A 13325-nucleotide genomic window follows, 5' to 3' on the forward strand; every position below is an offset into this window, starting at 1 on the left:
TAGGTCGAGTTGCCGATCGGCTCGAGGAAGCTGCCGAAGATCGTACGCGGAATCCTGTAATCGGCTGTCTTCGCCGCATCCACGTGCACAGTCACCGTGGAAGGCACCGGCGCGGTCTCCGTCACCTGCGCAAAGAGCGTCAGCGAAAGCGAAGCCACAGCGACTGCGGCCATCGACGCACGAAACCAGCGGGGAATCGTCATACCGTCTCTCCTGAAAAACAGAGGCATCCAGAAACCAGCTCGAATCCGACATCTGCGCGGGCAAAAGCGGAGACCAAACGCTCGCGATTGTAACCGCTTTCAAAATCCTTCGTAAACCTCGCGCTTTTGCGTCGAAAAGCATGCAGGTCAAAACACAACGTCCATTTAGACTGGACCTTCTTCGTCGCCCGCCTGCCATCGCTTATCCAAGGAGCCATATCCTAATGCACGACTGCCCTCTGTCGCGCCGCGCTGCCCTCGCCTTCACCGTCGCCGGCCTGCTCTTCTCCCATGCGTACTCTTTCGGGCAGAGCAGCCTCGACCGCTTCGCCGGACAGTACAGCGAAGCCTCCGAGCCGGAGATCGTCTACTCCATCTTCGCTGCGGGCGATCACCTCACGATCGAGACGCCGCGCACCGCTGCGATGACGCTCACGCCCGCGGGCGGTGATGCTTTCACGGCGGAGAACGGCAAGCTGCGCTACGAGTTCGTTCTCTCCGGCGACAAGGCCACGGCCATCCACTGGACACACAGCGTGCGCGGCATCCCCACCCCCTCCGAGGCCCTGCGCGTGGGCGATAGGCCCGAGCATAACCACTTCCGCCCCTATGTGCGGCAGGATGTAATGATCCCCATGCGCGACGGCGTGAAGCTGCATGCTGCCATCCTCCGGCCCACGGACACGAATGAGCCGCTGCCCTTCATGATGCAGCGCACACCTTATGGCGTGGACGGCTACGTACCCGATCGCATGAACTCACAGTTCACCGAACTGGCGCAGAGCGGATACATCTTCGTGATGGAGGACATTCGCGGTCGGTACGAGTCGCAGGGCAAGTTCGTCATGATGCGGCCCATCGCGGCGCACCATGATCCGCAGTCGCACGACACGAAGGACACCGACGAGAGCACGGACACCTATGACACGGTCGCGTGGATTCTCAAGAACGTCCCGAACAACAATGGCCGCGTCGGTGTGGCCGGTGTCTCCTATCCCGGATTCCTCGCAGCCGAGGCCGGCATCGATCCGCACCCTGCAGTGAAGGCGATCTCACCCCAGGCGCCGATGACGGATGTATGGATCGGCGACGACTTCTTCCACAACGGAGCCTTTCGCCAGACCTATGGCTACGACTATATACTTGGCATGGAGTCGAGCAAGGAAGCCACCTTCCAGCCGCTCAAGGAAGATGCCTACGACTTTTTCCTGAAGGCCGGATCGTTCGCGGCCGCAGGCAAATCCGGAGTGGATGATCTGCCGACTGGCAAAGCCTTCATCGAACACCCTTCGTATGACGACTTCTGGCAATCGCGCGCGGTGCAGCCGCATCTGGACCGCGTGACCGTGCCTACGCTCGAGGTCGGCGGCTGGTGGGACCAGGAGGACATGTGGGGACCGCAGGCCGAGTACGCCGCGCTCAAACCGCATGATGCGAAGAACGAAGTCTACATCGCGCTCGGCCCCTGGAACCACGGCCAGTGGACGCTCACCACGCGCAAGCTGGGCGCAGTGGACTTTGGATCGGCGACCGGCGATTGGTTCCGGCAGCACGTCGAAGCGCCATTCTTTGCGCACTACCTCAAGGATCAGCCCGGTTTCGATGCCGAGAGCGCCATCAGCTTCCAGACCGGCTCGAACGTATGGAAGCAGTATCCAGTGTGGCCGCCGAAGCAAGGGATCACAGCGCGGAAACTCTTTCTCGAAACAGATCACACGTTAAGCTTTGACAAGCCTGCGTCCGAGACGGCCTTTACCGCCTACACGTCCGATCCTGCTTCCCCCGTGAACTATCGCAAGCGGCCTATCGAGGCGACCTATGCGCCAACCGGATCGCACTGGTACTACTGGCTGGTCGAGAACCAGAAGCCCAATGAGACGCGCAGCGACGTAGCCACATGGAAGACGCCGATCCTCGATCACGATGTCACCATCACCGGTGACATACTGGCCGACATTGTCGCGTCGACGTCAGGCACCGATTCCGACTGGGTCGTGAAGCTTATCGACGAGAACCCGGACGATGCGGGTCTGGGCGACATGGCCGGCTATCAACTCATGGTAGTCGACGAGATCTTCCGCGGCCGCTATCGCACCGGATACGAGCACCCGGAGGCGATTCCGGCAAACAAGCCCGAAGAGTACAAGTTCAGCCTGCACGGCGCGGATCACGTATTCAAGAAGGGGCACCGCATCGAGGTGCAGGTGCAGAGCAGCTGGTTCCCGCTCTATGACCGCAACCCGCAGACCTTCGTACCGGACATCATGAAAGCGAAGCCTTCGGACTACAAGGCCGCCGAGCAGCACATCTATGCGGGCTCGCATATCGTGCTGCCGGTGGCCGAATAACACTCGCGGGGCAAGAGCGGCTACCGCTTGTGGCCGCTCTTACGAGCGCTTTCCGTTCTTCTGCTCGATCCCGAGGAACTGCTGCTTGAAACGCGTCCGAAACTGCTCCATCGTGGTGGGCTTGCGCAGCCCGAACCACAGGATCAAAGCCCCCATCACCATCAGGTGAGACAACACGATCAGCGCGCCAACAATCTCCAGAGCCATGGCGATCTTCCTCTCTTTCGCCGGCCAGGGCGGAGTGAAGTCCGTCCTGCCATGCCTCTGTTATAGGCCGCATGCATGGGCGCCTGTGTCTGTTCCTGCGGTGTTGTATCGATTCCTGCGAAATATCCTCAGCCGCGCTGCTGACGCCATGCCGTCGGACTCAGGCCGGTAATTCCGCGGAAGGCGCGCGCGAAGTGCTGCGATGTCGCGAAGCCGGTCTCCGCTGCAATCTCGGCCATGCTCTGCGAACCGCGCTCCAGCAGGATCCGCGCGCGACGGATGCGCTCTCCCATCACGTAACGATGCGGGGTAAGCCCGGTAGCCTCGCGAAAGCTTCGGGCAAAATGGAAGACGCTCATTCCGGCGATCTCGGCCAGTTGCTCCAGCCGCAGCGCCGCGTGGCTGTGCTCATGGATGAAGTCGATCACGCGCCGCATCTGCCGGTTGGAGACCCTGGGTACAGCAGTATGAGCCGCACCATATTTGCGCAGCAGCGCGACCGTGAGTGACATGCCGAGCAGATCGCCGTAGAGCGCTCCGGTCTCCCAGCCCGAGGACATCTCGCGATCGATTTCCGTCAGCAGCAGGCGCAGCTGGCGATCCTCGAAGTTCCAGCGATTGGCGAAGCCGGTCGATATCGGCATATGCAGTTCCTGCGCCGCGCGTTGCACCATTGCAGGGTCTACCGTAACCACCAGGCGGCGTGATCCGGCAGCCCAGCGCAGCCGATCGCGCGTGCCAGCATCGAGCAACATCAGGGAACCGGGACCGGTGCGCTCCTGGCCATGCCTGCCGTCACTCCACCACTCCATCTCCACCGGGCTGCTGGTCTGCATGTGGAGGCACAGCGAAGTGTGCTCGTGCTCGGGAATTTCAACCGCGCCGACGATATGCTTCTCTGCATTGAGGCCACGCCATGCCAGGTGCGCGCTGCTCTGCTCCGGACGCCCCGGAAGCAGCGGCACAACCCGATCCTGTCGGATGACTGAGATGCGACTCACGCGCGACTCCTCTCTTCCATCATGCACCCGAAGCGGCATCGCGAGGAGATCTCTTCCGGAAAGAGCGGTGCTATGCTGGTGCGCAATTGCCACTTGCTGTCCAGCCTGATCCGTCTGGAGTTCCTGCATGAAGCCGCTCGCACGTCCTGCAGCCTTCGCCCTCGTTGCCTCGTTCGCCCTTTATGCCACCGCGCAGTCTTCTCTGCCCAAGGCTGTATTTACCGCGAAGACGATTGCCATCATCAACGATACGAAGACGGGCGAGGTCTCCGACGGAGCGCTCGATCAGCTGAATCGCTGGGGACACTTCAAGATCATCGACGATCCGGAAACTGCCGACATCGTACTGCGCTTCGACCACAAGAATGAGCGCGACGGCCGCAACACGCAGAAGACCGACGACACCGGTAAAACCACGGACTGGGGCTACACCATGACCTTCTCATCGGAGGTCCACATGCACGCCTATCTCAAAGGATCAGACACGGCGTTCTATTCAACGAAGAGCAGTGACGGAAAGAAGAAAGGCGGACAGGCCTGCGTCAGCAGCTTCGAGGATGCCTGGCTGGCCCAGCGCTAACTGCTGCTCCGCGCAGGGTGACCCGCTTCGGCACCCACCCCCCGCTGGTCGCGATCTACATCGAAACACGCGGAACCGAACGAGATACGTGACACCGAATCTCTCTCTTTCCATGCTTCGCGCGGGAAGAAAGCGAAACTTAAATCTCGGTCACTTCAAGCACAGCCCGCTCGATATTACCGCTCATCACCTCGAGCGGCAGGTCGTTGAAGTCCGTCCCGAAGGGATTTTCCAGCTCGCTGGCCAGCGTCTCGAGCGCGATAAACGTGTACGCGATGAAGGTCGCCATCACCGGCGTCAGCAGCCCGATCGTATCGAGCAGGCCAAAGGGCAGCAGCGCGCAGTAGATGTAGACCGTCCGGTGGATGATGACCGAATACCCATAGGGAATCGGCGTGTTGGCGATGCGCTCGCAGCCGCCAATGATGTTCGCCAGCTCGTCCAGGTTGCGGTCGAAGGCGGACAGCGTCATCTCGCCAAAGCGTTCCTCCCGCTGACGCGCAACCACCCATTCCGCCATCCGCTCTGTCAGTGCGATAGGCCGGAAGCGCGCGGCCTGCAGTCGCGCGCAGGTCTCAGGCAAGAGCAGACGCCCCAGCTCCGGCATGGCATCCGTGCCGCGCAGCTGGTGCTCGAGCGCATGTGGACAGGCCGTCAGCAACGCCGCCCACTCTTTCAGCCTGTCGTCATCGGGATCAAGCCCCGCAAGCGTTCTTCCCTGCCTCGCCAGGGCGCGCAGAGTGTTCATCAGCGCACCCCACAGCTTGCGGCCCTCCCAGAAGCGGTCGTAACTGGCACTGTTACGAAATCCGAGGAAAATAGAGATCGCCACGCCGATCAGCGTGAACGGCGCCACGTTGAGATCGATATGAAAGCGGCCGAGGCGGCCGCCGGTGTAGACCACCGCACACGAGTACAGGAACATGATCCCCAGCCGGGGAAGAATCTCCCTAAGAACCGAGCCCTGCCACTCGAAGAGCATCAGAAACCAATGCTGTTTCCCCTGCCGTTTCATCGTGGTACCGATTTTAACGGGCGTTGGGATCTCTTCGCGCCCGCGTCCCCGCTTGCCGCTGCCTGCTGGCGCAGTTATCCTTGGAGTATGCGGATCCATATCAACCCGGCTTGTCTCTGTCCTGCATGTTGTCCTGTGCCGAGCCGGACACGCGTGTAGCTGCACCCGAATCGCCACACGCTCCGCCCGGCCCACCGCAACGGTGGGCTTTTCATTTTTGAGAACAAAGAGACGAGATGACGCAGACGACACCGACCCCGCAGGCCGCACCGAAAGAGACCAAAGCCCAGCGCATGGAGCGCCTGAAGCGCGAGAAGAACCCCTGGGAGGTCTTCGATGAAGTCCGCACCTTCGCCCGCGAAGGCCGTTCGAGCGTCGTGCCCGAGTGGGCAAACGCCTACTTCAAGTGGTGGGGCATCTACACGCAGGGCGACGGCGCAGGCGTGACCGGCGGCAAGGGCGGCGAAGGGCTGACCACCGAATACTTCATGCTGCGCATCGGTATCCCCAACGGCATACTCAGCTCGCACCAGCTGCGCACCATCGCCGATCTCACGAAGAAGTACGCACGCAATCTCGCCGACATCACCACGCGGCAGAATATCCAGCTGCACTGGCTCACAATCGAAGACATCCCCGAGATCGTCGACACGCTCGACAAGATCGGCCTCTCGCCCAAGGGCGCTTGCGGCGACGTGGTCCGCAACGTGACCGGCTGCCCGCTCGCCGGTGTCGATCATGAAGAGATCGCCGATGCCTCCGGTCTGGCCGTCGAACTCGCACAGGCGCTGGTCGCCAACCCCGAGTTCTACAACCTGCCGCGCAAGTTCAAGATCTGCGCCACCGGGTGCCCGGTGTGGTGCTCGTACCCAGAGATCAACGACATCGCCTTCACCGCCGTGAAAAATGACGTGGGCGAGGTAGGCTACACCGTGCGCGTGGGCGGCGGGCTCTCCAACGAGCCGCATCTTGCCGTAAAGCTGAACGCATTCGTTCGTCCTGACCAGGCTGTCGCTGTCGCCGGTGCGATCACCTCCATCTTCCGCGACCAGGAAGTGCTGCGTGAGAGCCGCGACCGTGCACGCATCAAGTACCTCTTCATGCGTGAGAACTGGACCGCCGAAAGCTTCCTGGAGGAGATTGAGCGCCGTCTCGAAACCAGGTTTGAGCCTGCCGCACCCGAAGTGCTGCCGCAGGACACGCTGCGCGACCACGTGGGCATCCACGCGCAGAAGCAGCCCGGCCTCAGCTATGTGGGCGCATCGGTGCTGCGCGGACGCCTCACGGGCGATCAGCTTGCCGCCGCAGCCGACCTCGCCGAGCAGTACGGCAACGGCCAGCTCCGCGCGACCATCATGCAGAACCTGATCTTCGTGAACATCCACACGTCCGAGGCCGGCAAGCTGGCCGAGGAGCTGGGTAAGATCGGCCTGCAAGTGGACGGCACCAACTTCTGGCGTGGCACCATCGCCTGCACCGGCACCGAGTTCTGCAAGCTCGCCATCAGCGAGACGAAGAGCTTCTCGCGCTGGCTGGTGGAAGAGCTGGAAGGCCGCCTGCCCGGTTTCGATCAGCAGCTCAAGCTGCACGTGACCGGCTGCCCCAACAGCTGCGGCCAGCACTGGATCGCCGACATCGGCCTCGAAGGCAAGAAGGTAAAGCACGAAGGCAAGATGGTCGACGCGTTCTACTTCTGCGTCGGCGGAGCCGTCGGCGCACACGCCGCAATCGCGCGCCCGGTGGGCTATCGTGTCCCGGCGACCGAGGTTCCCGACGCGCTCGAGCGCCTGCTCAATACCTATCTGAACGAGCGTAACGAAGGTGAGAATCTGCGCAGCTACTTCTCACGCCACGAAGCAGACGCCATCCGCGCCCGCCTCGCAGGCGAAGTCCTCGCTCCGGTAGAACGCGACACCGCAACCCGCGCCGGATACGGCGAATAAGCGCTATGAATCTTCTGCCGATTTTTCTTAAGCTCGACCGTCGCCCATGCCTCGTCATCGGCGCGGGCACGGTCGCGCTGCAGAAGATTCCGGCACTGCTGCATGCCGGGGCGATTGTGCGCGTCGTCGCGCCGCAGGTTCATCCTGAGATTGCCGCACTGGCCGCAAGCGGCCACATCACGCTCGAAGAGCGCGGCTATCGCCCGGAAGATCTCGACAATCTCTTTCTCGTCATCGCCGCTACCAACGATTCCGCGGTCAACACGGCCATTTACGAAGAGGCCCTGCGCCGTAACCTGCTCTGCAACTCGGTCGACGATCCGCCGAACTGCGATTTCTACTTCGGCTCAATTGTCACGCGCGGAGACCTGCAGATCGCCATCTCGACCGCGGGCGAAAGTCCAGCCTTCGCGCAGAGGCTGCGCAAGGAGATCGACGCACAGCTCCCGCCAGACATCGGCCCGTGGCTGCGCGACATCGGCGAGCAGAGGCGCGAGATCCTTGAACATTACGAACCCGGGGAAGACCGCAAGCTCCTGCTTCATCAGCTCGCCCAGCGCCCCACCTGCGAGCCTGCTACCTGCCCGGCGCAGAAGCTTGCGCTCGCAGCGAAGCGGGAGGAGGTCCGCGCATGAGGAACGGCCGCGTCTCTCTCATCGGCGCCGGTCCCGGCGATCCTGACCTGCTCACAGTAAAGGCTGCACGTCTGCTGGCCGCCGCAGACGTCGTGCTCTACGACGATCTCGTGCCTGCCGCCATCCTTGCGCTCGCCAACCCGGACGCACTCAACATAAGCGTGGGCAAGCGCTGCGGCACCAAGAAGATCACACAGGAAGAGATCAACCAGCTGATGGTCGAGAAGGCGCAGGAAGGGCTCTCTGTCGTGCGTCTCAAGAGCGGAGATCCGCTGGTATTTGGCCGCGCCGCCGAGGAGATGGATGCGCTCCGCGCGGCGGACATACTCTTCGAAATCGTTCCCGGTATCACTGCGGCCTTTGCCGCAGCAGCCGCCCTGCAGTGCTCGCTGACGGACCGCCGCGCTGCCTCGGGTATCGTCTTCCGCTCCGGTCACCATGCGCCGGACGCCACCCTGCGGCACATCCACGACCCCGCCGCAGCCACACGCATCGTCTACATGCCGGGCCGCGACTTCAACGCCATCGCAGCGGAATGGCGTGCCGAAGGCCTGCCGCCGGAATTTCCGTGCGTCGCGATCTCCCGCGCCGCACAGCCGGATCAGCAGATCGCCGTGAGCACACTCGCCACGCTGCCTGCGACCGAATCCGGCCCCGCGCCGGTACTGTTGCTCGCCGGATGGGTCTTCGCTGAACTGAGCGCGGACGCCTCCGCCATCGAGCCCCTGATCCAGAGCGCGCTCGCGGAGATCGAAACCCCTGCCTAGCGATATCGCGTTCAGCGCCAGCCGAAGGCGCCGCGAAAGTGCTCGAACTCCGGCGACTTTCCCGGCTCGCTGTACACCGACACCACGTCGAAGCGCACCGGGACATCTTCTTTCTGTAACTGCTTCAGATACTCAAAGGCCAGCCGCGAGAGCGTCTTCTGCTTGTCATGATCGACCGCTGCTTCGGCAGGCGCCACGGTGCGCGTCGTCCGCGTCTTCACCTCGATAAAACAGAGCGTATCCCCATCCCATGCCACCAGGTCGAGGTCTCCCCGCGCGCGCGAAGAGCGCCATCGCCGCGCCGTAACGACAAAACCCTGCCGGCGCAGGTGAAAGAAGGCATCCCGCTCACCACGCTCACCCGTCGCCAGGTGCTGCGTCCGCTGTTCGCTCTCCGCGCGCCGCTGCGCAAGCCGCTCGAGCGACGAGAGAGAGCAATCAAAAAGGTCTAGGAGAAACACGCCGCCATTCTGAATGAACGGCGGCGAATCTCATACAGTACTTTGGTTATGGCGCTGTGGAATTTCGCGCCAGCCTAGCGCAGCAAGCGCTCGATCTCTGCGCGCAACTGTTCGGTGATCTCTTCCGCCGAGAGGCCCGGCTCAAAGCGCAACGGCGTGCCCACCACCACCCGCAAGTTCCCGGAGCGGAACCACCGCTCACGCCCAGCCTTCATCGCCCCAAGGCCCGCCAGGGCCACCGGAAGCACCGCGGTCTTCGACTCCTGTACCAGCAAGCCGATGCCGGGCCGGAAGCGTTGCAACGTGCCGTCTGAACGATGCCCCTCTGGAAAGACAAGCACATTGAATCCCCGGTCAAGAGCCTCACCCGTATGCGCGAAACTGCGGCGAAAGCCTGCGCTCCGCGGCAGGGGAAACACATTGAACACCGCCGTCACCACGAGATACGTAAGCGGACCCAGCGTATCGAGAAACACATTTCCGAAACCTCGCCGCGCGCGCCAGTCCTTCAGCATATTCGCTGCCATCGCCGCCGCCATCCGCCGCCGCATCGCGCCCGGTAGCGCGTAAAGAACCAGCGGCATGTCATAAGTGCTCACATGATTGGCAATCAGTAACAACGGCTGTGACGAATAGAGCGGTACCGTCCGCTTCACCTGTGGCGCAGCCAGAAGCCATACCAGCGGGCGCAGCACCGCTTCGATAAAGAGAGCCCGGCCCAGGCGCATCGGCAAGGACCACGGCCAATGCGGATAGAGATCGCGTTCGCGATGCGAAGCTGCCGCCACCGAAGTAGCGGGTTCGGCATCACCTACGGCAGGAACAGCTTCTACTGCAGCCACAGGCGCTGTCCCCGCGACTCCAAGCAGCCTCCGCAGCTCTCCCAGCGTCTCCACCTGCTCCAGCTCCTGGTCGCCCAGAGCTATTCCGAAGCGCTGCTCGAGCTCTGCCTGCACCTGCACGCGTCCCAGGCTATCGAGGCCCAGATCCTCTGCGAGCCGCGCACCTTCATCCTGCCGCGAGGGCTTTGCGCCGGTGATACCGAGAACCGCAGCCAGTACCGCATCGCTATCTGTCACAGATACAGTGGCGTTTTCCTCCACGGAGACAGCATTCACCCACTCTGCCACCTTGCCACGCCGAATCTTTCCTGTTGCCGTGCGCGGGAAATCGAGCTCCGGCCACAGCCGCCAGCGCCGCACCCGCTGGAACTCAGCGAGACTTGTATTTGCTCCTGCGATAGCCTGCTCCGCTTCTTCTCGCGAGCCACGCACCAGCAACACCGCTACTGGCTCCGGCCCACGCTGCGTGGCCTGCGCCACCACCACTGAAGCCTGCACACCGGGCTGCGCATCCAGCGCACGCTCTACATCTTCCGGATGCAGATTCAGGCCCGACGACGTCACGATCATCTGGTTCTTGCGGCCGAGAAATCGTAGCTGCCCGCTTTCGTCGCGCTGTGCCAGGTCGCCAGTAGAAAGCCATGGCGATTCTGCCTGCTCCAACCGTCCGTTGCGCCAGGTCGAAGTCGACACCATGTCGCCGCGCACGCGCACTTCGCCATCCTCGCCAATTTCCACATCGCGTCCCGGCAGCACCTTGCCCATCGTGCCCTTGCCTACCTTGAACGGATGGTTCAGCGAAATCAGCGCGGCGGTCTCGGTCATGCCATAGCCTTGCACCAGCGCGAAACCCAGCGTATTCCAGAACTGCTCAAGATCCGCCGGCAGCGATGCTCCTCCGCAGACGAAAGCCCAGAATTTGTAACCAAATTTGCGATGAATTCCCCGGAAGCGCCACCAGCGCCTCCACACTTTCTCGCCCTGTGCAGCGCCCAGATCCTGCTGAAGCTTTGGGAACTCGGCCAGCAGCGCCTCCCGCAGCAGTTCGAGCACGCGCGGCACCGCGGCCAGCACACTGATGCGCTCACGCCGCGAGATTTCCATCAGGCGCCCGGCCTGCAGGCGCGATTCGAAGTGCACCTCGGCCGCCAGCAGAGGCGGAATCCACAGCGCCATGAATTGCCCAAAGACGTGGCTCAGCGGCAGCGTATGCAGGAACCGCAGCGGATGCACGTACTTCTCATATTTCAGATACTTGCCGATCTCGCGTTCGATCGGCGCGACACTCGCGGCGATGTTGCGGTGCGTATGCACCACGCCCTTCGGCTCCGCCGTCGTGCCTGAGGTGAAGAGAATCTGCAACGGCGTATCGGACCCAAGCGAAGGGTCAGGCTGTTCCGGAGCACTCGCCACTGCCAGCCGCTCGGAAAAGCGCTCGAAGGGTATCCGCTCGCCATCCAGCGACGCGAGCAGTTCCGCATCCCCGACGATCAGCTTCGGCGACGTCTCGGCAACCACTCTGCGCGCGAAATCCGCAGCCCCGGCCGCGTCGAGCGGCACTGCGATCACGCCCCGCAGGATGCAGCCAAAGAAAGCGCCGATCCACTCCGGGCCGTTCGCTCCCCACAGAACAACGCGCTCCCCTGCGCCGACTCCACGCCGCCTCAGCTCTACTGAAAAGCGATCGGCAAGCTTTGCCAGCTCGGCATAGCTCGTCGCTACACGGCGATTGCCGCGATACGTAACAACCGCGGTTGCATTTCCATGACGACGCCAGTCGTCTACCAGGGAGGCCAGTTGCGTGCGCATGCTTCTTCCCCTACGCCCGCGCAAAGTCGATGAAGCCATGTGCCGCGTCCGTGTGCACCAGCTTCACGTCGATCTTGTCGCCCACATCGAGGCCGCTCTTGCCTTGCACCAGCATGCCATCCACGCGCGGAGTGAGTGTACGCACGAACGTTCCATGCTCATTCACGCCGGTCACAATCGCGTGGAAATGCTGGCCGATGCGATTGGACAATGCCACGGCGGCCATGCGCTTCTGCATCGCCCGCTCCAGCTTGCGCTCCGCGGCAGCCTTCACGGTGCAGTTCGCGGCAATGGCAGACAGCTCTTCATCCGTATATGGACTGGGCGCACCCGCGATCATCGCCTTCAGCAGACGCTGCGTTATCAGGTCCGCATAACGACGATTCGGCGCGGTCGAGTGAGTGTAGTCCTCCACCGCAAGGCCGAAGTGCCCCACCGGCTCACCGCCCGACCGTTCGAGCACATATTCGCCGGGACCCAGCAGCTTTACGATGGCCAGCGACAGGTCGGGAAAGCGATCGGGATCCGCCTCCTTGCGCGCGCACAGAAACTCGTTCAGCGAGATCGGATCCGGATCAGCCGGCAGCTCCGTGCCATACTCCGCTGCCAGCGCAACAATGCGATCCCAGCGCTTCGGCACGCGCACTACGCGACGGATCGAAGCAATCCTGTGCGCTGCCAGCGTCCGCGCCACCACGCCGTTCGCCGCAATCATGAAGTCTTCGATCAGCTCCGTTGCAGGATTGCGCAGTTCGCTTCCGAGATGAATCTCGTCACCCTTGATCGTAGATTGCGTTTCGGCCAGATCGATGTTGAGCGCACCATGCTTCACGCGCTCGGCACGGAGCCGCTGCGCGATGCCATCCTGCAGCCGTAGTTGTTCCTGCAACTCAGCAGAAGCCGCAACCTTCTCGGGAGCCTCACCTCGCCCGGCCAGCCATGCGCCCACAGCGGGATACGCAAGCTGCGCCTTGTTCCTCACGATCGCCGGATAGATGCGGCTCTCCGCAATACAGCTCTCGGTGCGGCAGACATTCGCGTCGAGCACGAACTCCGTCACCATGCACAGCCGGTCTTCGCCTTCGAGCAGCGACGTCAGTCCCGTCGAGAGCTCCTCGGGCAGCATGGGGAAGTTCTTCACCCCGGTATAAAGCGTCGCCGTCTCCTGCTGCGCATAGCTATCGATGGCCGAGCCCTTCGGCGCGTAGGCATCCACATCGGCAATGCCGATGCGCACCCGCGTACGGCCATCCGGCAGCGTGTCTGCGTACTCAATCTGGTCCAGGTCACGCGAAGTATCGTTATCGATCGAGGACCATAGCAGGCCGCGTAAATCTTCGGCTCTCGGGTTCAGAGGCATGGGCCGCGAGAGGATCTGTTCGACCTCGGCCTTCACCTCCGCCGGAAAATCCGGCTCGAATCCCTGCTCAATCACTGCCTGCCGTGCTGCCGCTGCGAGGTCAAACTGCGCGCCCGTATGCATACGCCTCAACCCTAGCACGTGGCCGCACTCC

At 62.7% G+C, this 13325-nt stretch carries 12 protein-coding genes; 5 read left to right on the forward strand and 7 right to left on the reverse strand.

The window, feature by feature from the left end:
• Positions 1-203, reverse strand: a 203-nt coding sequence (locus QM649_RS09775) for a hypothetical protein (RefSeq protein WP_415198848.1), incomplete at its 3' end; no start/stop codon positions are given.
• Between the two features lie 224 nt (positions 204-427).
• Between QM649_RS09775 and QM649_RS09780 the strand changes: the two genes are divergently transcribed.
• Positions 428-2551: a CocE/NonD family hydrolase gene (locus QM649_RS09780; RefSeq protein ID WP_415198849.1), complete on the forward strand. Its 2124-nt coding sequence runs from the start codon at positions 428-430 to the stop codon at positions 2549-2551.
• A gap of 39 nt (positions 2552-2590) precedes the next feature.
• On the opposite strand, the gene QM649_RS09785 is transcribed toward QM649_RS09780, so the two are convergent.
• Positions 2591-2758, reverse strand: coding sequence for a hypothetical protein (locus QM649_RS09785; RefSeq protein ID WP_415198850.1), 168 nt, complete (start codon positions 2756-2758; stop codon positions 2591-2593).
• A gap of 128 nt (positions 2759-2886) precedes the next feature.
• Positions 2887-3759, reverse strand: a complete 873-nt coding sequence (locus QM649_RS09790; RefSeq protein WP_415198851.1) for a helix-turn-helix domain-containing protein — start codon at positions 3757-3759, stop codon at positions 2887-2889.
• A 127-nt stretch (positions 3760-3886) separates the two neighbouring features.
• On the opposite strand from QM649_RS09790, the gene QM649_RS09795 reads away from it, so the two are divergent.
• On the forward strand, positions 3887-4339 hold the full coding sequence (locus tag QM649_RS09795) for a hypothetical protein (protein WP_415198852.1): 453 nt from the start codon (positions 3887-3889) through the stop codon (positions 4337-4339).
• 139 nt (positions 4340-4478) lie between these two features.
• Here the strand turns inward: QM649_RS09795 and QM649_RS09800 are convergent, their stop codons facing one another.
• Positions 4479-5354 carry a bestrophin family protein gene (locus QM649_RS09800; protein WP_415198853.1) on the reverse strand — a complete coding sequence of 292 codons (876 nt, stop codon included), beginning with the start codon at positions 5352-5354 and terminating at the stop codon, positions 4479-4481.
• 236 nt (positions 5355-5590) lie between these two features.
• Here QM649_RS09800 and QM649_RS09805 point away from each other — a divergent pair, with 236 nt between their 5' ends.
• From QM649_RS09805 to cobA, 3 genes are read left to right on the forward strand one after another with little or no spacing between them, the layout of a single operon-like run.
• Positions 5591-7297: a nitrite/sulfite reductase gene (locus QM649_RS09805; RefSeq protein ID WP_415198854.1), complete on the forward strand. Its 1707-nt coding sequence runs from the start codon at positions 5591-5593 to the stop codon at positions 7295-7297.
• Positions 7298-7302: 5 nt separating this feature from the next.
• The gene (locus tag QM649_RS09810; protein ID WP_415198855.1) at positions 7303-7932 is read left to right on the forward strand and encodes a precorrin-2 dehydrogenase/sirohydrochlorin ferrochelatase family protein; all 630 of its coding nucleotides are present in this window, start codon (positions 7303-7305) and stop codon (positions 7930-7932) included.
• Positions 7929-8699: a uroporphyrinogen-III C-methyltransferase gene (gene cobA / locus QM649_RS09815; protein WP_415198856.1), complete on the forward strand. Its 771-nt coding sequence runs from the start codon at positions 7929-7931 to the stop codon at positions 8697-8699. Before QM649_RS09810 ends, cobA begins: the two co-directional genes overlap by 4 nt.
• Positions 8700-8710: 11 nt before the next feature.
• Here the strand turns inward: cobA and QM649_RS09820 are convergent, their stop codons facing one another.
• From QM649_RS09820 to QM649_RS09830, 3 genes are all read right to left on the reverse strand, one after another.
• Positions 8711-9160: a YraN family protein gene (locus QM649_RS09820; protein WP_415198857.1), complete on the reverse strand. Its 450-nt coding sequence runs from the start codon at positions 9158-9160 to the stop codon at positions 8711-8713.
• A 74-nt stretch (positions 9161-9234) separates the two neighbouring features.
• On the reverse strand, positions 9235-11811 hold the full coding sequence (locus QM649_RS09825; protein ID WP_415198858.1) for an AMP-binding protein: 2577 nt from the start codon (positions 11809-11811) through the stop codon (positions 9235-9237).
• Between the two features lie 10 nt (positions 11812-11821).
• Positions 11822-13294, reverse strand: a complete 1473-nt coding sequence (locus tag QM649_RS09830) for an RNB domain-containing ribonuclease (RefSeq protein ID WP_415198859.1) — start codon at positions 13292-13294, stop codon at positions 11822-11824.
• Between the last annotated feature and the right edge of the window lie 31 nt (positions 13295-13325).

Origin of the sequence: Silvibacterium sp., assembly GCF_047605705.1 — a bacterium.
In the GTDB taxonomy this organism is placed as follows: Bacteria; Acidobacteriota; Terriglobia; order Terriglobales; family Acidobacteriaceae; genus Silvibacterium.

What these genes read in the sequence shown, in the direction of transcription:
- QM649_RS09780 (WP_415198849.1), top strand. Translation starts at nt 428, where the DNA reads ATGCACGACTGCCCTCTGTCGCGCCGCGCTGCCCTCGCCTTCACCGTC.
- QM649_RS09785 (WP_415198850.1), bottom strand. Translation starts at nt 2,758, where the DNA reads ATGGCTCTGGAGATTGTTGGCGCGCTGATCGTGTTGTCTCACCTGATG.
- QM649_RS09795 (WP_415198852.1), top strand. Translation starts at nt 3,887, where the DNA reads ATGAAGCCGCTCGCACGTCCTGCAGCCTTCGCCCTCGTTGCCTCGTTC.
- QM649_RS09800 (WP_415198853.1), bottom strand. Translation starts at nt 5,354, where the DNA reads ATGAAACGGCAGGGGAAACAGCATTGGTTTCTGATGCTCTTCGAGTGG.
- QM649_RS09805 (WP_415198854.1), top strand. Translation starts at nt 5,591, where the DNA reads ATGACGCAGACGACACCGACCCCGCAGGCCGCACCGAAAGAGACCAAA.
- QM649_RS09810 (WP_415198855.1), top strand. Translation starts at nt 7,303, where the DNA reads ATGAATCTTCTGCCGATTTTTCTTAAGCTCGACCGTCGCCCATGCCTC.
- cobA (WP_415198856.1), top strand. Translation starts at nt 7,929, where the DNA reads ATGAGGAACGGCCGCGTCTCTCTCATCGGCGCCGGTCCCGGCGATCCT.
- QM649_RS09825 (WP_415198858.1), bottom strand. Translation starts at nt 11,811, where the DNA reads ATGCGCACGCAACTGGCCTCCCTGGTAGACGACTGGCGTCGTCATGGA.
- QM649_RS09830 (WP_415198859.1), bottom strand. Translation starts at nt 13,294, where the DNA reads ATGCATACGGGCGCGCAGTTTGACCTCGCAGCGGCAGCACGGCAGGCA.